Below are 22,110 nucleotides of genomic sequence, written 5' to 3'. Positions count from 1 at the left end.
CGTACGTCGGACCGTCCGCGCTTCCTGAAATTATCTCAAACACCCCACAACATCACCGATCGGCCAAGCGCCCGACGGTTCCGCAGGCAATGGTGTAAGGTAGAACGTCGATTGCCTGCGGAGTTCCCGATGTTGATCAAACAAAACCCGAACGGCCTGGACCGGCCATTTGCCTCCGAAATCACCCCGCGCGAGGTGTACGAAGAGCGGCGCAAATTCATCGCGCGCATGGCCGCCGGCGCGGCCGTCGGCAGCGCGCTGTGGGAAATGGCGAACCGCGAAGCCTTTGCCCAGGGCGCCCCGGTGCAGAAACTGGCCGCGAAAGCCAACCCGACCTTCTCTACCACCGAGCCGCAGACCTCGCTGCGCGACGCCACCCACTACAACAACTTCTACGAATTCGGCCTCGACAAGACCGACCCGGCCGAGAACGCGCACACCCTGCGCACCCGGCCCTGGACGGTCGCCATCGAAGGCGAAGTGAAAAAGCCGCTGCGCCTGGACATCGACAGTCTCACCAAATTGGCGCCGCTGGAAGAGCGCATCTACCGCCTGCGCTGTGTTGAGGGCTGGTCGATGGTGATTCCCTGGGTCGGCTATTCGCTGTCGAACCTCATCAAGGCGGTGGAGCCGACCGGCAATGCCAAGTACGTCGAATTCACCACCCTGGCCGACCGTTCGCAGATGCCGGGCCTGCGCAGCGGCGTGCTCGACTGGCCCTACGTGGAAGGCCTGCGCATGGACGAAGCCATGCACCCGCTGGCGCTGCTCACCGTTGGCATGTACGGCCAGGTGCTGCCGAACCAGAACGGCGCGCCGGTGCGCGTGGTGGTGCCGTGGAAGTATGGCTTCAAGTCGCCGAAGTCCATCGTGCGCATCCGCTTCACGCGCGACCAGCCGAAGACGGCCTGGAACGTGTCGGCCCCGCGCGAATACGGTTTTTATTCGAACGTGAACCCGAAGGTCGACCATCCGCGCTGGTCGCAGGCCACCGAGCGCCGCATCGGCGAAGACGGCTTCTTCAAGCGCAAGCGCGACACGCTGATGTTCAACGGCTATAACGAGGTCGCCTCCCTGTACGCGGGCATGGACCTGAAAAGGTTCTTCTGATGGCGGCGGCGGGTCCTTCGGCGAAACAGATCACCGCAATCAAGGCGGCGCTGTTCGTGCTGGCGCTGCTGCCTTTCCTGTGGAGCGGCTGGCAGGTGGTGGCCGGCGTGCCGGTCGATCCGCTGGCCTACATCACGCACCAGAGCGGCGACTGGGCCTTGTACACCCTGTGCATCACGCTGGCGGTGACGCCGCTGCGCCGGCTCACGGGCTGGAACTGGGTGGTCAAATTGCGGCGCATGATCGGGCTGTTCGCCTTCTTTTATGCGCTGCTGCACTTCATCGCTTTCTTCTGGTTCGACCACTTCTTCGACGTCGCGTCGATGCTGCGCGACGTGGCCAAGCGACCTTTCATCCTGGTCGGCTTCATTGCCTTCGTGCTGCTGATTCCCTTGGCGGCAACCAGCACCAACGCCATGATCCGGCGCCTGGGCGGCAAGCGCTGGCAGTGGCTGCACCGGCTGATCTACGTGGTCGCGCCGCTCGCCGTGCTGCACTTCTGGTGGATGAAGGCGGCCAAGAACAACCTGGCGCAGCCGATGCTGTTTGCGGCGATCGTGGCGGTGTTGCTGGCGCTGCGCGTGTACTGGAGCCGGGTCAAGGCGCGGGCGGCGGTAAGGGCTTGAGGGTTTGCAGACAGTAGTGGGGCTGTTGCCTGTGCCGGTCGTGGTGTGCAGGATCCGCGTGGGCACGGAGTGCCCACCGTACGGGAAACGCTACGTATCCGGGTTTCGTATGACCTCGCTGTTAGCGGTGACCGTAGGGTGGGCACCCCGTGCCCACGCGGACGCAACGAACCGATAACATATCAGGCAACAGCCCCACGAACGCCGAATGAAAAAGGGCGCTACCCACATGCATGGGGAGCGCCCTTTTTTGACACCACGATATTACGTCATTACTTCAGCATCGACTCCAGCGCATACAGCTCGGCCGGCTCTTCGCGGCGGCGCACCAGGTGCATCTGTTCGCCATCGACGATCACCTCGGCGGCACGGCCGCGGGTGTTGTAGTTCGAGGCCATGGTCATGCCGTAGGCGCCGGCGCTCATCATCGCCAGCAGATCGCCCGGCTGTACGGCCAATGCCCGTTCACGCGCGAGCCAGTCGCCCGATTCGCACACCGGGCCGACCACGTCGTACAGTTCCGGCACGTCGCCGGTGCGCGGCGCGACCGCCTTCATGTCCATCCAGGCGCCGTACAGGGTCGGGCGCATCATGTCGTTCATGGCGGCGTCGATGATGCAGAAATTCTTTTCCACGCCCGGCTTGAGGAATTCCACGCGCGTCAGCAGCACGCCGGTGCTGGCGACGATCGAGCGGCCCGGCTCGAAGATGACCTTCACGGCGCGGCCATCGTGGCGCGCGGCGCGCCAGGCGTCGATGCGGGCGAACAGGCGGCCCAGGTAGTCGGCTACCGGCACCGGCGGCGCATCGCCGGCCGCGCCGTAGTCGACGCCAATGCCGCCGCCGATGTCCAGGTGGTGGATGTGGATGCCTTCGGTATCCAGGGTGTCGATCAGTTCGATCAGCTTATCGAGCGCCTCGAGCAGCGGGGCGTCGTCGAGCAGCTGCGAGCCGATGTGGCAGTCGATGCCGACCACGTCCAGGTGCGGGAGGCCGGCGGCGGTACGGTAGGTTTCGAGGGCATCGTCAAAGGCGACGCCGAACTTGTTGGCCTTCAGGCCGGTCGCAATGTAGGGGTGGGTCTTGGCGTCGACGTTCGGGTTCACGCGCAGCGACACCGGCGCGCGCTTGCCCATGCTGCCGGCCACCTCGTTCAGGCGGTGCAGTTCGGGAATCGACTCGACGTTGAAGCAGAGGATGCCGTGTTCCAGGGCCAGGCGCATCTCGGCTTCGGTCTTGCCTACGCCCGAGAAGATCACCTTGCCCGGATCGCCGCCGGCGGCGATCACGCGCAGCAGTTCGCCGCCCGAGACGATGTCGAAGCCCGCGCCCGCGCGGGCCAGCAGGTCGAGGATGGCCAGGTTGGAATTGGCCTTCATCGCATAGCACACCAGGGCGTCGCGGCCCTGGCAGGCGTCGGCGTAGGCGGCGAAGTTTTCCAGCAGGGCCGACTTCGAGTAGACATAGGTCGGGGTGCCGAATTCCTCGGCGACGCGGGACAGGGCGGTGCGTTCGGCGTGCAGGACGCCGTCTTGGTACGAAAAGTGCGACATGAATCTGGGTGCGGGATCTTATTGTTGAGGAGGGACGTTGGTCGGCGATGGCTGCGCCGTGCCTGCGCCTGGCGACGGGGCTGTCGTCTGCACCGGAGCCGAGGCTGGAGCAGGCGTGGCGAGCGGCGTGGCGCCCAGCGCCGCGTTGGCCGGTGTCGGCCTGGCTGGCGGCGTCGGCATGTAGAGCGGGCCGGTCTGGCCGCAGCCGGTCAGTGCGGAAGCAATGAGGACGAAGAGCGCAATGGGTGACTTCACGATTAGAATCACGGTTTGATCAAGACCTTGGAGTGTAGCATGACCGAAACCGAATTTTTGGACCTGGCCGAATCGACGCTGGACCGTATCGAAACCTGCTTCGACGAGCTGAACGACCAGGACGTGGTCGACGTCGAATGCAAGCGCAGCGGGAATGTGCTGGAGATCGAATTCATCGCCAACGGGTCGAAGATCATCGTCAACAGCCAGGCGCCGTTGAAGGAGATGTGGGTGGCGGCGCGGGCCGGCGGCTACCACTACAAGCGGGTGGGGGACGAGTGGCGCAATACCCGGGATGACAGCGAGCTGTTCACGGCGCTGTCGGACCTGGCGACGCAGCAGGGTGGGGCGCCGGTGAAGTTGGGGTAATCGGCGCTACTTGCCCGAGGTGTGAACCGCCGCGGCTTGCCGGGGTGCGTAGGGTGGACGGGTCTCCCGTCCACGCGTTCAACGAACGTTGCCAATCCCAGGCATCGCGATTGATCCATTGCGTTTGGATCAGAACAGCTCGTTCCTCACCGCGTCCTGCGCCTTCTGCTGCGCCGGCGGTGGCGGGGCGCCGACGTCGAGCGACTGCACGCCTGTGCCCGGCGGGTTCTCTGCATAGTAGTAATCGCCGTCCGCCATGATCAGCCCAGGCGGCACTTCGCGCTCTTCCATCGGCACGCCCTTCAGCGCGGTCTGCATGTAGCTGATCCAGATCGGCAATGCCAGGCCGCCGCCGGTTTCCTTGTTGCCCAGGTTCTTGGGCTGGTCGTAACCCATCCAGGCAATGCCCACCAGCTTCGGCTGGTAGCCGGCGAACCAGGCGTCGATCGAGTCGTTGGTGGTGCCAGTCTTGCCGGCGATGTCGGTGCGCTTCAGCGTGGCCGAGGCCTTGGCCGCGGTGCCGTAGCGCGCCACGTCCTTCAGCATCGAGTCCATCAGGAAGGCGTTACGCGCATCGATCACGCGGTTCGCTTCCACACCCGCGCGTTCCGGCCGCGCTTCCGACAACACCTTGCCGGCGCTGTCGGTGACCTTCGAGATCAAATACGGGCTGACGCGGTAGCCGCCGTTGGCGAACACGGCGTAGGCGCCGGCCATCTGCAGCGGCGTGGTGGCGCCGGCACCCAGGGCCAAGGTCAAATAAGGAGGATTCCGTTCGGCGTCGAAGCCGAAGCGGGTCGCGTATTCCTGGCCGTAGCGTGCGCCGATGCGGTTCAGGATGCGGATCGAAATCATGTTCTTCGATTTCGTCAGGCCGCGCCGCATCGTCATCGGGCCTTCGTAGCGCGCGTCGTAGTTCTTCGGCTCCCAGGCCTGGCCGCCGGTCTGGCCGGCGTCAAACGAGATCGGCGCATCGTTCACCAGCGTCGACGGCGACAGGCCGCGTTCCAGCGACGCCGAGTAGATGAACGGCTTGAACGAGGAACCTGGCTGGCGCCAGGCTTGCGTGACGTGGTTGAACTTGTTGCGGTTGTAGTCGAAGCCGCCGACCAGCGCCTTGATCGCGCCATCCTCGGTGCTGGCCGCAACGAAGGCCGATTCCACTTCCGGCATCTGGGTGATCTTCCAGGTCGATGCGCCATCCTGCATCACGCGGATCAGGGCGCCGCGGCGGATGCGGCGGTTCGGCGCCGCCTTGGCGGACAGCCAGCTCGAGGCGAACGACAAGCCCTGGCCGCTGATCTTGATCTCTTCGCCGGATGCCAACACTGCCGTCACCTGCGACGGCGAGGCCTGCAGCACCACGGCGGCCACGATGTCGTCGCTGTCGGGTTTTTCGGCCAGTTCCGCCTCGATGGCTTCGTCGGCTTCGGTCTTGTTGCTCGGGATCTCGATATAGGATTCCGGGCCGCGGTAAGGGTGGCGGCGCTCGTAGTCCATCACGCCGCGGCGCACGGCCAGGTAGGCCGCATCCTGGTCGGCCTTGGTGATGGTGGTGAACACGTTCAGGCCGCGGGTATAGGTGTCTTCCTTGAACTGCTCGTACACCAGCTGGCGCGCCATCTCGGCCACGTACTCGGCGTGCACGCCGAAGGCGGTGCTGTCGGACTTGATCTTCAGTTCCTCGGCCTTGGCGGTCTCGAACTGGGCGTCGGTGATGTAGCCGAGCGAGTGCATGCGCTGCAGGATGTACTGCTGGCGGGTGCGGGCGCGGGTCGGGTTCACGACCGGGTTGTAGGCGGATGGGGCTTTCGGCAGGCCGGCCAGCATCGCCGCTTCGGCCACGCTGATGTCCTTCAGGTCCTTGCCGAAGTAGATCTGGGCCGCCGACTGGAAGCCGAAGGCGCGCTGGCCCAGGTAGATCTGGTTCATGTAGACCTCGAGGATCTGGTCCTTGGTCAGGTTCTTCTCGATCTTCCAGGCCAGCAGGGCCTCGTAGGCCTTGCGCTTCAGGGTCTGTTCACTGGAGAGGAAGAAGTTCCGCGCCACCTGCTGGGTGATGGTGGAAGCGCCCTGGCGCGAGCTGCTGGTGGCGTTGTGCAGGGTCGCGCGCAGCACGCCCATGTAGTCGACGCCGCCATGCTGGTAGAAGCGGTCGTCCTCGATCGACAGCACCGCCTTCTTCATGACGTCGGGGATGTCCTTGAAGCGCACCAGGGTGCGGCGTTCTTCGCCGAACTCGCCGATGAGGACGTTATCGGCCGTGAAGATCCGCAGCGGCATCTTCGGGCGGTAATCGGTAATGGTGTCGAGGGCCGGCAAGTTCGGGTAGGCCATGGCCAGCGCAAATACCACCAGCAGCACGCCGGTCAGGGCCAGGCCGGCGAGGCCGCCGATCACCCACAGGACCATGCGTTTGGCGCTGAACTTGTTCGGAGGAGGAGACTTGGAATCGGTTTTGGATTTCATGGCGTTCACATTGTTGATCCATCTCATTATAAAACAGGGGCTTTTCTGGCGGACGAAGTCAAGAGGACAAGCCTCTTGCGCACGATCCGATAACAGTCCGACAAAGCCTGTTTCCAAGGCTGTAACGAGTGTGGCATGCGCGCGCCGGATTGTAGTGTTCCTGTGCAGAAATATCTTGTCGGCCCGCACCCTTATTGCTACGATTTAACGTGTTGCCTCATATATGTGCAATCAATCGCCTTTTTATGAAGGCTTCTCAAGCAATTCTTTCCCCAACGCGGGCGTTCAAATATCGTTCTGCCCAGGCAGACAGCAGTGAGGGAGTACGCTCGTGATCAATCTGGGTTCGCTGTTCGGCAAGGCCATTCCGCCTTTGGCCGGCCTCGACATCAGCACGTCGGGATTGCGCCTGGTGGAGCTGGCCGACGCCGGCAAGGGCGCGCTGCGCCTCGAGCGCCATGCCTTCGAAGCCCTGCCGCGCGGCGCCGTGGTCGACGGGAATATCGAGAATTTCGACCAGGTGGCCGAGGCCGTGCGCCGCATCTGGAAAAAGAGCGGCACCCGTGCCCGCAACGTGGCGCTGGGCATGCCGCCGGCTGCCGTCATCACCAAGAAAATCATCCTGCCGGCCGGCATGGGCGAAGACCAGCTCGAAGTGCAGGTCGAGTCCGAGGCCAGCCAGTACATCCCGTTCGCGCTCGACGAAGTGAGCCTGGACTTCGACGTGGTCGGCCCGGCCGCCAATTCGCCGGACGACATGGAAGTCATGCTGGCCGCGGCGCGCCGCGAAAAGGTCGAGGACCGCGTGGCGCTGGCCGAGGCGGCCGGCCTGGTGGCCACCGTGATGGACATCGAATCCTACGCCGCGCGCGCGGCCCTGGAAAGGGCCCATGGCGGCGGCAAGGACAAGATCGTGGCGCTGTTCCAGATCGGCGCCAGCATGACGCAGGTCTCGGTGCTGCTCGACGGCGACACCGTGTATGAACGCGAACAGCCCTTCGGCGGCCACACGCTGACCCAGGAGATCGTGCGCACCTATGGCCTGAGCTATGAAGAAGCCGAGGCGCGCAAGAAGGCCGGCGACTTGCCGGAGAACTTCCGCGCCGACCTGCTCGCCCCCTTCCTGGAAAGCGCCGCGCTGGAAGTCACGCGCGCGATCCAGTTCTTCTACACCTCCACGCCCTATACCCGCATCGACCAGATCTGGCTGGCGGGCGGCAATGCGCTGCTGCCGGGCCTGGTGGAACTGATCGGCGGCCGCACCCGCATCCCGACGGCGCCGGTGGCGCCCTTCGACGGCATGCTGCTGGCCCCCGGCGTGCGCGAACAGCAACTGCGCCAGGAAGGCCCGGCCTGCCTGGTTGCCTGCGGCCTGGCCCTGCGGAGGTTCGGATGATCCGGATTAACCTGCTCCCGCACCGGGAAGCGAAACGCAAGCTCAAGCAAAAGGCCTTTGTCGCCATGCTGGTGCTCGGCGCCCTGCTCGGCGGCGCGGTGGTGCTGCTGGTGGGCGGCTGGAACGCCAGCCGCATCGCCATCCAGGAACAGCGCAACCTGGCCCTGAAGAACGAGAACGCAAAGCTCGACAAGAAGATCAAGGACATCGCCAACCTGAAGGAAGAAATCGAGGCGCTGAAGTCGCGCCAGCAGGCGGTCGAGGATTTGCAGGGCGACCGCAACCAGCCGGTCTACCTGCTCGACGAGCTGGTGCGCCAGACCCCGGACGGCGTGTTCCTCAAATCGGTGAAGCAGGACGGCCAGCGCGTGACCCTGAACGGCTACGCCCAGTCGCAGGAGCGCGTGGCCGAGATGCTGCGCAATCTGTCCGGCCAGTCGCCCTGGCTGGAACAGCCCGACCTGACCGAAGTAAAAGCCGCCACCGTCACCCAGAACAAGCTGGCGCGCAAGGCCGTCGAGTTCACGCTGGCCGTGAACATCAAGCGCCCGCGCGAAGCCGAGGAAGCCGAAGGCGGCGAGGGTGGCGAGGGAAGCGAAGGCGGCAACAAGAAAGGCCTGGCGGCAAAGGATGGAGCCACCCCATGAACATCGACCTGAAACAATGGAGCGCCGACCTGGGGGCCCAGTTCGAGGGCTTGCAGGGGCGCCCGCCCGGCCAGTGGCCGCTGGCGCCGCGCCTGCTGTGCGCGGCCGGCATGATGGCGCTGGTGATCGTGCTCGGCTACTTCGCCTACTGGCAGGGCCAGTTCGAGGCCCAGGACGCCGGCGCGGCCCAGGAAGCCAAGCTGCGCACCGCCTACCAGAAGAAGATCGCGCAGGCGGTCAACCTCGAGGCGCTGCAGGCGCAGAAAGTCCAGGTCGACCAGTCGGTCGAGCGCCTGGAGAAGCAGTTGCCGAGCAAGGCCGAGATGGCGGCGCTGCTGTCGGACATCAACCAGGCCGGCGTCGGCCGCGGCCTGGCGTTCGAGCTGTTCCGCCCGAACCAGCCGGTGGTGCGCGACTACTACGCCGAGCAGCCGATCGACATCCGCATCAGCGGCAGCTACCACGACCTGGGCGCGTTCGCCGCCGACATGGCGCACATGCCGCGCATCGTGACGCTGAATAACATGTCGCTCGAGACCAACAAGGACGGCAGCCTGACGCTGGAAGCCATCGCCAAGACCTTCCGCTACCTCGATCCCGAGGAGCTGGCCGAACAAAAGGCCGCGCGCCAGAAGGCAAAGGCCGGCGGCAAGGGTGGCAAAAGCGGTGGCAAAGGAAGCAAAAAGGCGAAAGGGGCCGCGAAATGAAGATGAGCCATGGCATGCTGGCGTTGGTGCCGGCCCTGCTGCTGGCCGGTTGCGGCGACAGCGACGTGCGCGAAGTGCGCAGCTGGATGGAGCAGGTGAAAAGCGAAACGAAGCCGAAGGTGAAACCGCTGCCGGCCTCGAAGGAATTCATTCCCTTCGCCTACGACCAGGGAGGCGCGGTGGACCCGTTCAGCCCGGCCAAGATGGCCGAGGCCGGCCTGCTGGCCCAGGCGCGCAGCGCGCTGCAGCCCGACATGAACCGGCCGCGCGAGGCGCTCGAAGCCTACCCGCTGGACACGATGACGATGGTCGGCATGATGCAGAAGGGCGGCGCCAGCTTTGCGCTGCTGCGCGTCGACAGCAGCATCTACCGCGTGCGCGCCGGCCAGCACCTGGGCCAGAACTTCGGCCTGGTGACGCGCGTGACGCCGGCGGCAGTGGAAATCAAGGAAATGGTACAGGACGCTAGCGGCGATTGGGTCGAGCGCATATCGAAGCTGGAGTTGCAGGAAAGTAAGGAGACTGGGAAATGACCCAATTTGCAATGAACAGCGGCGCGGCGCGCTTCCTGCCGGGCTGGCTGTTGCGTGCGGCGTTGCTGCTGGCGGCCGTGATGAGCGCCTTACTGGGCGTTGGCGTAGCCCACGCCCAGCAAGGCACGCCTGTCAACATCATCGAGTCGATCAGCGCCAACCAGCAGGGCCCGAACGTGGTGCTGAACATCGCCATGCGCGAGGCGCCCGCCAAGCTGCCGCTCGGCTTCGCCATCACCAACCCGGCCCGCATCGCCCTCGACTTCGGCGCCACCGCGAACGCTACCGGCAAGAGCAGCCACGACGTCAACCTGGGCGACCTGCGCAGCGTGAACGTGATCCAGGCCGGCGAACGCACGCGCCTGGTGCTGAACCTGAAGCGCACGGTGAGCTACAGCGCCGCCATCAGCGGCAAGTCGATCCTGGTGACCGTGGACGGCGCGGCTGCATCGGCATCGGCATCGGCTGCGGCCGCAGCGCCGGCCGGGGCAGCGCAGGCTGCCGTGCCGCCCGCCCGCGCCCAGCTGCGCAACCTCGACTTCCGCCGCGGCAGCAACGGCGAAGGCCGTGTCGTGGTCGACCTGCCGAACAGCCAGACCGCGGTCGACGTGCGCCAGCTCGGCAACCGGGTCCAGGTCGACTTCCTGAACACCGCGCTGCCGGAAGCGCTGCGCCGCCGCCTCGACGTCACCGATTTCGGCACGCCGGTGTCGAACGTCACCACCTCGGCCCAGGGCCAGAACGTGCGCATGGTCATCGAAGCGCAAGGCCAGTGGGAGCAGTCGGTCTACCAGAGCGAAACCCAGCTGGTGGTCGACGTGCGCGCCGTGAAGGAAGACCCGAACAAGCTGGGCGGCCCGCAGGGCTTCCGCGGCGAGAAGATCAGCTTCGACTTCCAGAACATCGAAGTGCGCGCCGCGCTGCAGGCGGTGGCCGACATCTCGGGCCTGAACATCATCGCCGCCGACACCGTGAGCGGCAGCCTGACCCTGCGCCTGAAGGAAGTGCCGTGGGACCAGGCGCTCGACGTCATCCTGCAATCGAAGGGCCTGGACATGCGCAAGAACGGCACCGTGCTGTGGATCGCGCCGAAGGAAGAACTGCTCACGAAAGAGAAGCTCGAGCTCGAGCAGCGCGCCCAGATTTCCGACCTCGAGCCGCTGCGCTCCGAGATCTTCCAGCTGAACTACCAGAAGGCCGAGTCCTTCCGCACCGTGTTCGGCCTGGATGCCGGCACCGGCGCGGCTGGCGGCAGCGACCGCAACCGCGTGCTGTCCAAGCGCGGCAGCGCCATCATCGACCCGCGCACCAACCAGCTGTTCGTGACCGACATCGCCTCGAAGATCGAGGACATCCGGATGCTGATCCAGAAGACCGACATCGCCTCGAAGCAGGTCCTGATCGAAGCGCGCCTGGTGGAAGCGAACGACGGCTTCTCGCGCAACCTGGGCGCCAAGATCGGCTTCAACGATGCGCGCAACGCCGCCGGCGGCGATGCCGGCTACGGCGTGGGCGGCAGCAACCGCCTGGCCCTGAGCGGCACCCTGGCCGGCGCCGGCGCCGTCACCGGCCAGGCCGCCGGCAGCACCTTCGACAACTCGACCCTGGTGAACCTGCCGGCGGCGGCGATCGGCGGCATCAACGCGCCGAGCCTGGCCTTCAGCCTGTTCTCCTCGTCCGACAACCGCTTCCTGAACCTGGAACTGTCGGCCCTGGAAGCGGACGGCAAGGGCAAGATCATCTCCAGCCCGCGCGTGGTCACCGAAGACAAGATGGTGGCCGTGATCGAGCAGGGTATCGAGCTGCCTTACCAGGTGGCGTCGTCGAGCGGCGCGACCTCGATCGAATTCAAGAAGGCGAACCTGCGCCTGGAAGTGATCCCGCAGATCACGCCGGACGGCAACGTGGTGCTGGAAGTGGACGTCAGCAAGGATTCGAAGGGCGAGGAAACCCGCGCCGGCTTCGCCATCAACACCCAGCACGTGAAGACCAAGGTGATGGTCGAGAACGGCGGCACGGTGGTACTGGGCGGGATCTACCAGCAGACCGAGCGCAGCAACGAGAGCAAGGTGCCGCTGCTGGGCGACGTGCCGGTGCTGGGCTACCTGTTCAAGACCAAGGGCCGCGAAAGCGCGAAGACCGAACTGCTGGTCTTCATCACCCCGAAGATCGTGGCCGAGCGCGCGGCGGCAACGCGCTGAAACAAGCTGGAACCGTTTGATTTTCGCGCAGCGACGCCCTCAGAACGCGTCGCTGCGCTGTTTCAAGGGCCGGGCCGTATGCCGGCTGCATGAGTGACCGACAACCAACAATCGAGAAAAACTGGAACGACGATGCAGCACTCCTTCAAATCCTCTTCCTCCGCCTCGCCCCTGCGCCTGGCGGCCCTGACCCTGATCGCGGCGGCGGCCCTGAGCGCCTGCGGCGGCGGCGGCGGCAATCCCGGCTCGGTGTCGGCACCCGGCAACGCCAGCGGCGGCACCTCGCCGACCACGCCGACCACGCCAGTTGTGCCAGCGGCGCCGACCGTCACCCTGGCCATGGCCAGCACCGGCGGCCAGGCCAGCAATTCGCTGAGCGGCGCCACGCCACTGACCGTGCAGGCCACGGTCAAGGACGCCAGCGGCAACCCGGTCAAGGAAGCGATGGTCACCTTTGCCACCGACGCCAGCCTGGCCATCTTCTCGCCGTCGGCCGGCACCGCGCTGACCGACGACCAGGGTGTGGCCCGCATCAGCCTGCGCGCGGCCAGCCTGGCCGCGGGCGGCGCCGGCAAGCTCACCGCCACCGCCAGCGTGAACGGCGCCACCATCGTCGGCGAACGCAACTTCCAGGTCGGCGCGACCACGCTCAGCTTCGGCACCGTTACCACCGGCGCGCCCCAGATCCAGGCCTACAACTCGACCGACATCACGGTGCCGGTGCTGGCCGGCGGCGCGCCTTATCCGAACCAGGTCAACGTCAACTTCACCTCGGCCTGCGTCATCGCCGGCAAGGCGACCCTGGCCGCCACCGTCGCCACCAACAACGGCGTGGCCAAGACGGTCTACCGCGACAAGGGCTGCGCCAACGACGACGTCATCACCGTTACCGCCGACGGCGTGTCGGTGCCGGCCACCGTGCCGCTGAAGATCGCGCCGCCGCCTGCGGCATCGGTGCAGTTCGTCTCGGCCGACCCGATCGAAAAGTCGATCGTGATCCGGGGCCAGGGCGGTATCAACCGCACCGAGACGGCCACCCTGAAATTCCGCGTCTTCGATATCTTCGGCAGCCCACTGCCGCGCCGCGAAGTGACGTTCCGCGTGTCGGACCCGGCGTCGGTCACCCTGAACAAGTCCACCGACACCACCGACGAGAACGGCGAAGTCATCACCACGGTCAATTCGGGCTCGGTCGCGACCTCGTTCCGCGTCTTTGCGACGCTGCCGAACACCGCCAGCGCCACCCGTCCCGACGATATCTCGACCACCTCGGACTCGATCGTCGTCACCACCGGCCTGCCGGTGCAGCGCGCCTTCTCGCTCACCGCCGAGAACTACAACCTCGAGGGCCTGAACAAGGACAGCAGCCCGACCAATCCGGCCACCCGCGTGCAGGTGATGATCGCCGACAGCTTCGGCAACCCGGTCCCGGACGGCACCCCGGTCGTGTTCCAGACCAACATGGGCTCGATCGGCTCGTCCGACAAGGGCGGCTGCAGCACCGTCAACGGCGGCTGCTCGGTCGACTTCCGTACCCAGGACCCGCGCAGCCACGAGAAGAACCAGCCCGCGACGCCTTGCAATACCGGCAGCAATCCGCTGGTCAGCGACGACAGCGCCCGCGCCGGCCTGGCGACGGTCTGCGCCAGCAGCAGCGACGGCACCAACACGATCTTCAGCAAGATCGGCCTGTTCTTCGGCGGCAGCAGCGCATCCAGGGTGTACATGGACGGCAACCCGCTGGGCAGCGGCGTGACCGACCTGGGCACCGTGCGCGCGGCCGATTCGAAGGTCTTCGTGCTGCAGCTGAACGACATCAACCTGAACCCGATGCCGGTCGGCACCCGGGTCGAGGTGACCAACGCAGTGAACGCAAGCGCCGCCGCCGTGGTGCCGGCCACCGTGCCGAACATCTATCCGCACAACGACAGCGCCGACGATATCACCGGCAACAACGTGTCGGGTCGCCAGGGAACCAGCCATACCTTCTCGATCTCGAACCCGAACGCGGCAAGCTGCACGGCCCCGGTAACGGCGACCTTCAACGTCACCGTGACCACGCCAGGTAACGTTGTCACCACGATTCCGTTTAAACTGACGTTCAGCTGCCCATAAGCGGGTAACCGCAGCGGGTGACCGTAACAACAAACGGCCAGGCTTGAACTGGCCGTTTGTCTTTTTAGGCGAGCTCAATATCGTGCCCGAGGCGTACAGTAACAACATCTTCCTGGTCGGCCTGATGGGTTCCGGCAAGACCACCATCGGCCGTCTCATCGCCCGCCGGCTGGGCAAGCGCTTCGTCGATTCCGACCATGCGATCGAGGCGCGCACCGGCGCCTCGATCCCGTGGATCTTCGAGATCGAGGGCGAGGGTAGCTTCCGCCGGCGCGAGGCCGAGATGATCCGCGAGCTCACCGCCCAGGACGGCATCGTGCTGGCCACCGGCGGCGGCGCCATCCTCGACCCCGCCAGCCGCGCGCTGCTGGCCGAGCGCGGCACCGTGATCTACCTGCGCGCCAGCATCGGCAGCATCCTCCAGCGCACCTCCCACGACAAGAACCGTCCGCTGCTGCAGACGGCCGACCCGCGCCGCAAGCTCGAGCAGTTGCTGGTCCAGCGCGAGCCGCTGTACCGCGAGATCGCGCACCTCGTCATCGATACCGGCCGTCCTAACGTACAATCGATGGTCCAGACTATCCTAGAACAGCTGGACGCGCTCGAAGCCGGGCGCGCCCGGCGCGCGAAGGCGGCATCGATGACCCAGGCAATTCAGAACGCAGCACAGCTCACCCTCAACGTCGAACTCGGCGAACGCAGCTATCCCATCTCGATCGGCCCCGGCCTGCTGGCCGATCCGGCGGCGCTCGTGCGCCACGTCGGCGGCACGAAGGCGGCCATCGTCACCAACACCACCGTGGCCCCGCTCTACCTCGAGCAGGTGGCGGCGCCGCTGGGTGCGGCCGGCAAGGAGGTGGTGGAAATCGTCCTGCCCGACGGCGAGGAGCACAAGCACTGGGGCTCGCTGATGGCCGTCTTCGACGCCCTGCTGGCCAACAAGTGCGACCGCAAGACCACCCTGGTGGCGCTGGGCGGCGGCGTGATCGGCGACCTGACCGGCTTTGCGGCGGCCAGCTACATGCGCGGCGTGCCATTCGTGCAGATCCCGACCACGCTGCTGGCCCAGGTCGATTCCTCGGTGGGCGGCAAGACAGGCATCAACCACCCGCTCGGCAAGAACATGATCGGCGCCTTCTACCAGCCGCGCGCCGTGCTGGCCGACACCGCCACCCTGGACACGCTGCCGCCGCGCGAGCTGTCGGCCGGCCTGGCCGAAGTGATCAAGCACGGCGCCATCCTCGATGGCGAATTCTTCGACTGGATCGAAGCGAACATCGCACGCCTGGTGGCGCGCGAGCCGGACGCGCTGGCGCATGCCATCGCCCGCTCCTGCGAGATCAAGGCCGACGTTGTACGCAAGGACGAACGCGAAGGCGGCCTGCGCGCGGTGCTGAACTTCGGCCACACCTTCGGCCATGCGATCGAGGCCGGCCTGGGCTATGGCGAATGGCTGCACGGCGAAGCGGTCGGCTGCGGCATGGTGATGGCGGCCGATCTGTCGCAGCGCCTGGGCCTGATCGACGGCGCCAGCGTGGACCGCCTGCGCAAGCTGGTGGCGGCGGCCGGCCTGCCGGTCGTGGCGCCGGACCTGGGCGCGGCGCGCTGGATCGAGCTGATGGAAGTCGACAAGAAGAACGAGGGCGGGGCGATCAAGTTCATCCTGCTCAAGCCCCTGGGCAGCCCGAGCATCGCGAGTGTGCCGCAGGACGTGCTGCAGGCCACGCTGGCGGCCTGCATCGTGCAGGACAAGCAAAGTTGAGGAGGCGCGCATGATCGACTTCGACTGCAACCTGGCCCCTTACGCCGCGCACTCCTCGCAGTCGCGCGGGCGCAAGTTCGACGAGCCGGCGCCCGGTTCGCGCAGCGAGTTCCAGCGCGACCGCGACCGCATCATCCACTCCACCGCCTTCCGGCGCCTGGAGTACAAGACCCAGGTCTTCCTGAACCACGAGGGCGACTTGTTCCGCACGCGCCTGACGCACTCGATCGAGGTGGCGCAGATCGGCCGCACCCTGGCGCGCAGCCTGCGCCTGAACGAAGACCTGGTCGAAGCCACGGCCCTGGCGCACGACCTCGGCCACACGCCGTTCGGCCACGTGGGCCAGGACGTGCTGAACGAATGCATGAAGGACTACGGCGGCTTCGAGCACAACCTGCAGAGCCTGCGCGTGGTCGACCACCTGGAAGAACACTACGGAGCCTTCGACGGCCTGAACCTGACGTTCGAAACGCGCGAAGGCATCCTGAAGCACTGCTCGCTGAACAATGCGCGCCAGCTGGGCGAACTCGGCCAGCGCTTTATCGACAAGACCCAGCCCAGCCTGGAAGCGCAGCTGACCAACCTGGCCGACGAAATCGCCTACAACAACCACGACATCGACGATGGCCTGCGTTCCGGGCTGTTGACGATGGCGCAGATGGAAGAAGTGGAGCTGTTCGCGCGCAACCGTCACGCGGTGGAGGCGCAGTACCCGGGCCTGCCGGGACGGCGCGCGCTGTACGAGACGATCCGCCTGATGATCACGGCGATGACGGCCGACCTGGTCGAGACCTCGGCGGCGCGCCTGCTGGAAGCGGCGCCGCGCGACATCGAGGACGTGCGCAAGGGGCCGCCGCTGATCCGCTTCTCGGACCGGATGCGTCTTGAAACCACGGCGCTCAAGCGCTTCCTGTACGCGAACCTGTACCGGCACTTCCAGGTGAACCGCATGCGCGTGAAGGCGAGCCGCATCGTGCGCGAATTGTTCGATGCCTTCATGACGGACCCGGTGCTGCTGCCGCCGGATTACCAGGTGGCCGCGGGCGATGTTCACAAGCAGGCGCGCAAGATTGCAGACTACATCGCCGGGATGACGGACCGGTACGCGATCCGCGAGCATCGCAGGATTTTTTCGCTCGATACGCTGTAGCTGCGATCTCGGCGACCAAGTCATCGGGTGGTTGTCAGGCGGTGACTTTTCGCTAGCAAAAACCGGTTTGGCAAGGAGTGGGTGGGCAGAGCTGCGGGTGATGCCAAGGCTATAGGCGGCGCCAGGGTTGGCAGGCGAGCGGGCAATTGTTCTGAGCTAAGACACGACGCGGGAGAGTAGAGGAAACCCGCCATCGCCCTCTGCAAGGGGAGGGGAGGGCTCTTTTCTAGGCCCTCTGTAAACCTGTCCCGTTTGACCTGTGCATCCTGTCGTTTCTTGTCTGGTTTTGTCTTGAAAAAAATCGAGACAAAATACGGCAGAAAACGACAGCTTTGGCATCCGGAACGAGACAGCTTTACAGAGGGCGCTTCCAGAGCCCTACCAGCCTGTCCTCGACATGGCATCGCCGCGATTTCCGGCGAACTGAACCAATTCAAAAAGCGCGAGTCCAACAGATATCATTCGATACCTGCGGAGCGCCGATGGGACAGTTATATGTGAATGGGCCGTTGCTCACTCCTCGCTTGCTGCAAGACCTCGTGAACAGCCTCGCCCGCACCAAGAGCACGCTGTCGCCCATCGAAGCCATCGAGATGGCGGTACGTGCCTGGATCGCGACGACTGAAGACGTTTTTCTGTCGGGTCAGAATTCCCACGACGATCTCGGCCACGCATCGCGCCAGCGCGCCCACATTTGCGCCCAGCCCCGGCCCGGCGGCTACCAGTGGAAATCGCTGTTCCTGCCGCACGGCACCGAATTGCGTATGAGCACGGAGGCAGGCTCCTTCTACGCCCAGGTCGACGGCGACGTCATCCTCCACAAGGGCAAGTCCGTGTCGCCGCGCCAGTTCACCATGGCTGCAGCAGGCAACGGCCGCAATGCCTGGCGCGACGTCGCGGTCCGGCGTCCCGGCGACGACCGCTGGCGCATCGCCTCACAACTGCGGCGCGAATGCGGCATTGAAGACCCGCGGAAGGAAAACGTATCGCCCATGATCGCGATGCGCGAAGTCGCCGCCGCCATGGAAGCCACCCTGAAAACCGCGCAAGGAATCATCGCCGAAGCAAAAGGATTCGCCGAACCCAAGTTCGACCGCCGCCACACCCCCGCACGCCGCAACGAAGACATCATCGAAAAACTCTCGCAGCTCGACTGAATTTGTAGGGTGGGCCGGGCCGCGCAGGCACCTGTGCCCACGCGGCATGGTCCTAATCTCTTCCGTGTAGCTTCCCGGAGGACTTCCAGCGAAAGCCTCGCCACCAAGCAGATTGGACCAGCCGCCAATCCCGTTAAAACAAACTCGGCCGCCCCAACTCCAGCAACAGCTTCTTCACCGGCGCCGGCAACGCCGCCTCCTCGATCGCCGACAGCTTCCACCACACGCACCCCGCCGGCGCCACAGGCCGCACAAGCGGCGTCACCTTGTGCGGAAAGACATGCAGCTTGTAGTGCGTGAACACATGCACCAGCGGCAGCAGCGCCTGTACCTCGTCGAGCTCCCCAAATCGCGCCAGCGCACCCGCCATCACCGACGAAGCAGGCGCAAGAGACGCCGGCATCGCATCCCCCAGCGCCACATGCCCCTCGACCTCGGGCAGCGACAACAGCCCGCCCCAGATCCCGCTGCCCGGTCGCTGCTCGAGCAGCACCTCGCCATCGAACACGACCACCAGCAGGTCCGCCCGCTTTTCCGGCGACGCCTTTTTCGGCTTGCGCACCGGCAGCTCCGCCGTGCGCCCGGTCGCATACGCCACGCAGCGCGCCTGCAGCGGGCAGCGCCCACAGTCGGGCTTCGAGCGCGTGCACAGCGTCGCACCGAGGTCCATCAGCCCCTGCGTATAAGACTCGATCCCATCGAGCGGCAGCAGCGCATCCGCACGCCGCCACAAGGCTTCCTCGACCCGCTTCTCGCCCGGATACTGCTCGACTCCGAACACGCGCGCGAACACGCGCTTCACGTTCCCGTCCAGGATCGCCGCGCGCGTGCCGTTCGAGAACGCCGTGATCGCGGCAGCGGTGGAGCGCCCGATCCCCGGCAAGTCCGCCAGCAACAAGGGATCGCTTGGAAACACGCCGCCGTATTCAGCCACCACACGCCGTGCACAGGCGTGAAGGTTGCGTGCGCGGGTGTAGTAACCGAGGCCGCTCCAGTAGGTCATCACGTCCTCGACCGGCGCCGCGGCCAGGTCCTGCACGTTCGGAAAGCGCTCCAGGAAGCGCGCGTAATAGCCGAGTACCGCGGCCACCTGGGTCTGCTGCAGCATGATCTCCGACAGCCACACTCGGTAGGCGTCGCGCGTGTTTTGCCAGGGCAGGGTATGGCGCCCGTGCGCGCGCTGCCAGGTGATCACCGCTTCCGAAAACGTCGGGTCGGCCAGCGCATCGAACTGGGCGAATTCCTTCACACGCATCACGCCGCCTCCAGCATGGCCGGCTCGTCGAGCGCCGTGCATACGGCCGCGCCCAGGTCTTGCACCTGGCGGCGCTGGCGTTCCAGCTCGCCCTGGCGCGCCTCGAACGCGGCGATCTTCTGCTCCAGGCTGTCGGTGGCGTCGTGGATGCGCTGGATCGAGGCCAGGCGGTGGCGCAATTGCTCCTTGTGCTGGCGGATCTGGGTTTCGAGCGGCGCCATGATCACCTTCAGCCAGGCCTCCACGTCTGCATTCGCGGCGCGGAACACGCGCCGCACGCGCGAGGCGATGGAGTCGAAGAAGCGCTCCATCAGCGTTGCGCGGCTGGTCATGAAGAGGGTCGCGGTGCCGAACTGCTTCAGGTAGAGCGTTTCGATGGCGTCGATCTCTTCTCGGTAGCGCGCCAGGGTGAGCGAGGGCGGCGGCGACAGCGTCAGGCCGTGTTCGGCCGCGAAGCTGCGCACCATGGCTTCGGTGGTGGCGGCGATCTCGCCGACCTTGGCTTCCGAGGCATCGAGCGCCGCGCGCGCTTCGTCGAAGAAGGCGCGCACCGGGGCGCGCATGCCGGTGGCGAAGCGCGAGGCCTGCAGCGCCAGGCGCACGCTTTCGCCCTGGCGCGCCACGCCGTCCGCGCCAAGCAGGGTGTAGAGCTGGGTCGAGAGCGCGGCAAAGCGGGTGCGTGCTTCCTGCAGGCGCAAGAGGCCGGCGTCGAAGTCCTTCCGCTCGGCCTCGATGCGGCGCATCATCAGCGCCAGCACGGCCTGGTTCTTGCCGCGCAGGCTTTTCAGTTCCTGCAGCTGCTCGACCAGGTCGCGCGTGCGTGCGCCGAGGGCCGCGCCGAGGGCGCCTTCGAGCGTGGCCAGGTCGTCGCGCAGCTGGCGCGCCAGGATGGTCTTCTTTTGCGGGATCAGGCTGTGCAGCAGGGCCGCTTCCAGCGCGCCGACGCGACTGCGCTCGAACAAATCCATGTCGCCGTGGATGCGCCCGACCAGCGCCTGCTGGGCCGATACCGGGAACACCTGGTCGATCTCCAGCCCGAGCTGCTGGGCCACGCCGCGCTGCTGGCGCGCGATCTCGGCTTCGTTGCCGGCGTCGTCCTTGAGCGGGTCCCACATGGCGTCGATCTTGTTCAGGACCACCAGGCGCCCCGGGCCGGCGCCGATGTGGGTGCGCCAGACATCGATGTCGCTGCGCGTGACGCCGGTTTCGGCGGCCAGCACGAACAGCACCGTGTGCGCGTTCGGGATCAGGTTCAGGGTCAGTTCGGGCTCGGTGCCGATCGCGTTCAGGCCCGGCGTGTCGAGGATCACCAGGCCTTGCTTCAGGAGCGGGTGCGGCAGGTTGATGATGGCGTGGCGCCACTGCGGGATCTCGACCGTGCCGTCCGGCCCCAGGGCGTCGGCGTGGTCCGGGTCGAGCGGGTCGTACAGGCCGTAGCCCTGGGCTTGCTCGCCTGGCACGCGGCGCGTCAGGCTCACCTGGCGGAAGGCGGCGCTCATGCTGTCGGGCGCGTCGAGATCGAGCGGGATCACGGTCCAGGCCGACGGGTCCTCGCGGTAATCGGCGGTCGACAGCTTGCTGGCGCGGGTGGCGATCGGCAGCAGGCGGATGCAGGGCGGCAGGGCGGCGTCGTACAGCAGCTCGGTCGGGCACATGGTGGTGCGGCCGGCGGCCGAAGGCAGGATGCGCTTGCCGTAGTCGGCAAAGAAGATCGCGTTGATCAGTTCGGATTTGCCACGCGAGAATTCGGCAACAAAGGCTACCGACAGGCGGTCGTCGCGCACCCGCGCCTGGGCCTGGCCGACGCGCGCCAGCGTCGCCGCATCGCCCAGTTCCAGCGCTTGCAGCGCGGCCCGGTAAGCGTCCAGCGCACGCGCAATGGCGGCGCGCCAGGCGCCGTATTCTTGTATTTGTTGCATCTCTCTCACCCGCTCTTCAGGAATTAGCGCTGGCAGGTGGCGCAATAAAAGGTGGAGCGCTGGCCCTGCTTGATTTGTCGGATCGGGGCGCCACAATTTCTGCACGGCACTCCTGCTCGATCATAGACGAAATATGTCTGCTGGAAATATCCTGACTGCCCATTTACTGCAATAAAGTCACGCAGCGTGCTGCCGCCCTGCACGATGGCGGCGGCCAGGATCTCGCGGATCGCCACGGCCAGTTTTTCGTAGCGCGCGCGGCTGATGCGCGCGGCCGGCGTCTTCGGGTTGATGCCGGCGCGGAACAGGCTTTCGCAGGCGTAGATATTGCCCACGCCAACCACGATGTCGCCGGCCAGCAGCACCTGCTTGATCGGCGCGCTGCGCTTGCGCGTGGCGCGGTACAGCAGCTCGGCGGAAAATTGGTCTTCCAGCGGCTCCACGCCCAGGCCGCGCAGCAGGATGTGCTGCTCCAGCTCGCCGTCGTCATTCGCATGCCAGAGCACGGCGCCGAAGCGGCGCGGGTCGTGCAGGCGCAGCACCTGCCTCTGGCTGCCATCGGACACCACCAGGTCGAAGTGATCGTGTTTCTTCAGTTCGATACCGGGCGGCAGCACGCGCAAGTGGCCCGACATGCCCAGGTGGACGATCAGCGTGCCGCCCGCAAAGCCCAGCAGCAGATACTTGCCGCGCCGCTTGACGTGCTCGATGCGCTGCCCGACCAGGGTCGCGGCAATGTGGGCAGGGAAGGGCCAGCGCAGGCCCTCGCGGCGGAACACGACTTCCTCGACCACGCGGCCTTCCAGGTGAGGCGCGACACCGCGCCGGGTGACTTCTACTTCCGGGAGTTCAGGCATGAAAATCTGACAAATACTTGTAAATTCGT

Annotated in this window: 18 protein-coding genes; 12 read left to right on the top strand and 6 right to left on the bottom strand. The window is 66.0% G+C overall.

Going from position 1 to position 22,110, the window contains the following annotated elements; genetic code table 11:
- Positions 1-129 precede the first annotated feature (129 nt).
- Both msrP and msrQ read left to right on the top strand, forming a co-directional pair.
- Positions 130-1,110: a protein-methionine-sulfoxide reductase catalytic subunit MsrP gene (msrP, locus tag ACWYRN_RS06305; protein ID WP_488691643.1), complete on the top strand. Its 981-nt coding sequence runs from the start codon at positions 130-132 to the stop codon at positions 1,108-1,110.
- Positions 1,110-1,736 (top strand): protein-methionine-sulfoxide reductase heme-binding subunit MsrQ, encoded by a 627-nt coding sequence (msrQ, locus tag ACWYRN_RS06300; protein ID WP_488691642.1) that lies wholly within the window; start codon positions 1,110-1,112, stop codon positions 1,734-1,736. The genes msrP and msrQ overlap by 1 nt, the downstream gene beginning before the upstream one ends.
- Positions 1,737-2,008: 272 nt before the next feature.
- Here msrQ and lysA read toward each other — a convergent pair whose 3' ends face one another.
- Positions 2,009-3,289 carry a diaminopimelate decarboxylase gene (gene lysA, locus ACWYRN_RS06295; RefSeq protein WP_488691641.1) on the bottom strand — a complete coding sequence of 427 codons (1,281 nt, stop codon included), beginning with the start codon at positions 3,287-3,289 and terminating at the stop codon, positions 2,009-2,011.
- Positions 3,290-3,307: 18 nt separating this feature from the next.
- On the bottom strand, positions 3,308-3,544 hold the full coding sequence (gene lptM, locus ACWYRN_RS06290) for an LPS translocon maturation chaperone LptM (protein WP_488691640.1): 237 nt from the start codon (positions 3,542-3,544) through the stop codon (positions 3,308-3,310).
- Positions 3,545-3,583: 39 nt separating this feature from the next.
- Here lptM and cyaY point away from each other — a divergent pair, with 39 nt between their 5' ends.
- Complete coding sequence (gene cyaY / locus ACWYRN_RS06285) at positions 3,584-3,913, top strand: iron donor protein CyaY (RefSeq protein WP_229437741.1); 330 nt, start codon at positions 3,584-3,586, stop codon at positions 3,911-3,913.
- A gap of 129 nt (positions 3,914-4,042) precedes the next feature.
- Here the strand turns inward: cyaY and ACWYRN_RS06280 are convergent, their stop codons facing one another.
- Entirely contained in the window at positions 4,043-6,382 is a 2,340-nt protein-coding gene (locus ACWYRN_RS06280) for a penicillin-binding protein 1A (protein WP_488691638.1), read from the bottom strand.
- A gap of 331 nt (positions 6,383-6,713) precedes the next feature.
- On the opposite strand from ACWYRN_RS06280, the gene ACWYRN_RS06275 reads away from it, so the two are divergent.
- From ACWYRN_RS06275 to ACWYRN_RS06235, 9 genes are all read left to right on the top strand, one after another.
- Entirely contained in the window at positions 6,714-7,778 is a 1,065-nt protein-coding gene (locus tag ACWYRN_RS06275; protein ID WP_229437739.1) for a pilus assembly protein PilM, read from the top strand.
- The gene (locus ACWYRN_RS06270; RefSeq protein ID WP_488691637.1) at positions 7,775-8,425 is read left to right on the top strand and encodes a PilN domain-containing protein; all 651 of its coding nucleotides are present in this window, start codon (positions 7,775-7,777) and stop codon (positions 8,423-8,425) included. Before ACWYRN_RS06275 ends, ACWYRN_RS06270 begins: the two co-directional genes overlap by 4 nt.
- Positions 8,422-9,132 carry a type IV pilus inner membrane component PilO gene (locus ACWYRN_RS06265; protein ID WP_488691635.1) on the top strand — a complete coding sequence of 237 codons (711 nt, stop codon included), beginning with the start codon at positions 8,422-8,424 and terminating at the stop codon, positions 9,130-9,132. The genes ACWYRN_RS06270 and ACWYRN_RS06265 overlap by 4 nt, the downstream gene beginning before the upstream one ends.
- Positions 9,129-9,665, top strand: coding sequence for a pilus assembly protein PilP (locus ACWYRN_RS06260; RefSeq protein ID WP_488691634.1), 537 nt, complete (start codon positions 9,129-9,131; stop codon positions 9,663-9,665). The genes ACWYRN_RS06265 and ACWYRN_RS06260 overlap by 4 nt, the downstream gene beginning before the upstream one ends.
- Positions 9,662-11,866 (top strand): type IV pilus secretin PilQ, encoded by a 2,205-nt coding sequence (locus ACWYRN_RS06255; RefSeq protein WP_488691633.1) that lies wholly within the window; start codon positions 9,662-9,664, stop codon positions 11,864-11,866. Before ACWYRN_RS06260 ends, ACWYRN_RS06255 begins: the two co-directional genes overlap by 4 nt.
- Before the next feature lie 132 nt (positions 11,867-11,998).
- On the top strand, positions 11,999-13,981 hold the full coding sequence (locus ACWYRN_RS06250; RefSeq protein WP_488691632.1) for an Ig-like domain-containing protein: 1,983 nt from the start codon (positions 11,999-12,001) through the stop codon (positions 13,979-13,981).
- 124 nt (positions 13,982-14,105) lie between these two features.
- Complete coding sequence (gene aroKB / locus ACWYRN_RS06245) at positions 14,106-15,743, top strand: bifunctional shikimate kinase/3-dehydroquinate synthase AroKB (RefSeq protein WP_488692784.1); 1,638 nt, start codon at positions 14,106-14,108, stop codon at positions 15,741-15,743.
- Positions 15,744-15,753: 10 nt separating this feature from the next.
- On the top strand, positions 15,754-16,893 hold the full coding sequence (locus ACWYRN_RS06240; RefSeq protein ID WP_229437733.1) for a deoxyguanosinetriphosphate triphosphohydrolase: 1,140 nt from the start codon (positions 15,754-15,756) through the stop codon (positions 16,891-16,893).
- 539 nt (positions 16,894-17,432) lie between these two features.
- Positions 17,433-18,050, top strand: a complete 618-nt coding sequence (locus tag ACWYRN_RS06235; RefSeq protein WP_488691631.1) for a hypothetical protein — start codon at positions 17,433-17,435, stop codon at positions 18,048-18,050.
- A gap of 133 nt (positions 18,051-18,183) precedes the next feature.
- On the opposite strand, the gene mutY is transcribed toward ACWYRN_RS06235, so the two are convergent.
- Genes mutY through mutM form a run of 3 tightly spaced genes read right to left on the bottom strand, consistent with a single transcriptional unit; the run spans position 18,184 to position 22,081 of the window.
- Positions 18,184-19,305 (bottom strand): A/G-specific adenine glycosylase, encoded by a 1,122-nt coding sequence (gene mutY, locus ACWYRN_RS06230; RefSeq protein WP_488692783.1) that lies wholly within the window; start codon positions 19,303-19,305, stop codon positions 18,184-18,186.
- Positions 19,305-21,224, bottom strand: coding sequence for a dynamin family protein (locus ACWYRN_RS06225; RefSeq protein ID WP_488691629.1), 1,920 nt, complete (start codon positions 21,222-21,224; stop codon positions 19,305-19,307). The genes mutY and ACWYRN_RS06225 overlap by 1 nt, the downstream gene beginning before the upstream one ends.
- A 23-nt stretch (positions 21,225-21,247) precedes the next feature.
- Positions 21,248-22,081, bottom strand: coding sequence for a bifunctional DNA-formamidopyrimidine glycosylase/DNA-(apurinic or apyrimidinic site) lyase (mutM, locus tag ACWYRN_RS06220; RefSeq protein WP_488691628.1), 834 nt, complete (start codon positions 22,079-22,081; stop codon positions 21,248-21,250).
- Positions 22,082-22,110: the final 29 nt, after the last annotated feature.

This window comes from Massilia sp. BAP21, assembly GCF_057801335.1.
This window is presented reverse-complemented; position numbering and strand designations above follow the sequence as displayed.

Coding starts and splice junctions, on each gene's coding strand:
- ACWYRN_RS06240 (WP_229437733.1), top strand. CDS start 15,754: ATGATCGACTTCGACTGCAACCTGGCCCCTTACGCCGCGCACTCCTCG.
- aroKB (WP_488692784.1), top strand. CDS start 14,106: ATGGGTTCCGGCAAGACCACCATCGGCCGTCTCATCGCCCGCCGGCTG.
- msrP (WP_488691643.1), top strand. CDS start 130: ATGTTGATCAAACAAAACCCGAACGGCCTGGACCGGCCATTTGCCTCC.
- mutM (WP_488691628.1), bottom strand. CDS start 22,081: ATGCCTGAACTCCCGGAAGTAGAAGTCACCCGGCGCGGTGTCGCGCCT.
- ACWYRN_RS06255 (WP_488691633.1), top strand. CDS start 9,662: ATGACCCAATTTGCAATGAACAGCGGCGCGGCGCGCTTCCTGCCGGGC.
- lysA (WP_488691641.1), bottom strand. CDS start 3,289: ATGTCGCACTTTTCGTACCAAGACGGCGTCCTGCACGCCGAACGCACC.
- ACWYRN_RS06265 (WP_488691635.1), top strand. CDS start 8,422: ATGAACATCGACCTGAAACAATGGAGCGCCGACCTGGGGGCCCAGTTC.
- mutY (WP_488692783.1), bottom strand. CDS start 19,305: ATGCGTGTGAAGGAATTCGCCCAGTTCGATGCGCTGGCCGACCCGACG.
- cyaY (WP_229437741.1), top strand. CDS start 3,584: ATGACCGAAACCGAATTTTTGGACCTGGCCGAATCGACGCTGGACCGT.
- ACWYRN_RS06225 (WP_488691629.1), bottom strand. CDS start 21,224: ATGCAACAAATACAAGAATACGGCGCCTGGCGCGCCGCCATTGCGCGT.
- ACWYRN_RS06270 (WP_488691637.1), top strand. CDS start 7,775: ATGATCCGGATTAACCTGCTCCCGCACCGGGAAGCGAAACGCAAGCTC.
- ACWYRN_RS06250 (WP_488691632.1), top strand. CDS start 11,999: ATGCAGCACTCCTTCAAATCCTCTTCCTCCGCCTCGCCCCTGCGCCTG.
- ACWYRN_RS06280 (WP_488691638.1), bottom strand. CDS start 6,382: ATGAAATCCAAAACCGATTCCAAGTCTCCTCCTCCGAACAAGTTCAGC.
- ACWYRN_RS06260 (WP_488691634.1), top strand. CDS start 9,129: ATGAAGATGAGCCATGGCATGCTGGCGTTGGTGCCGGCCCTGCTGCTG.
- msrQ (WP_488691642.1), top strand. CDS start 1,110: ATGGCGGCGGCGGGTCCTTCGGCGAAACAGATCACCGCAATCAAGGCG.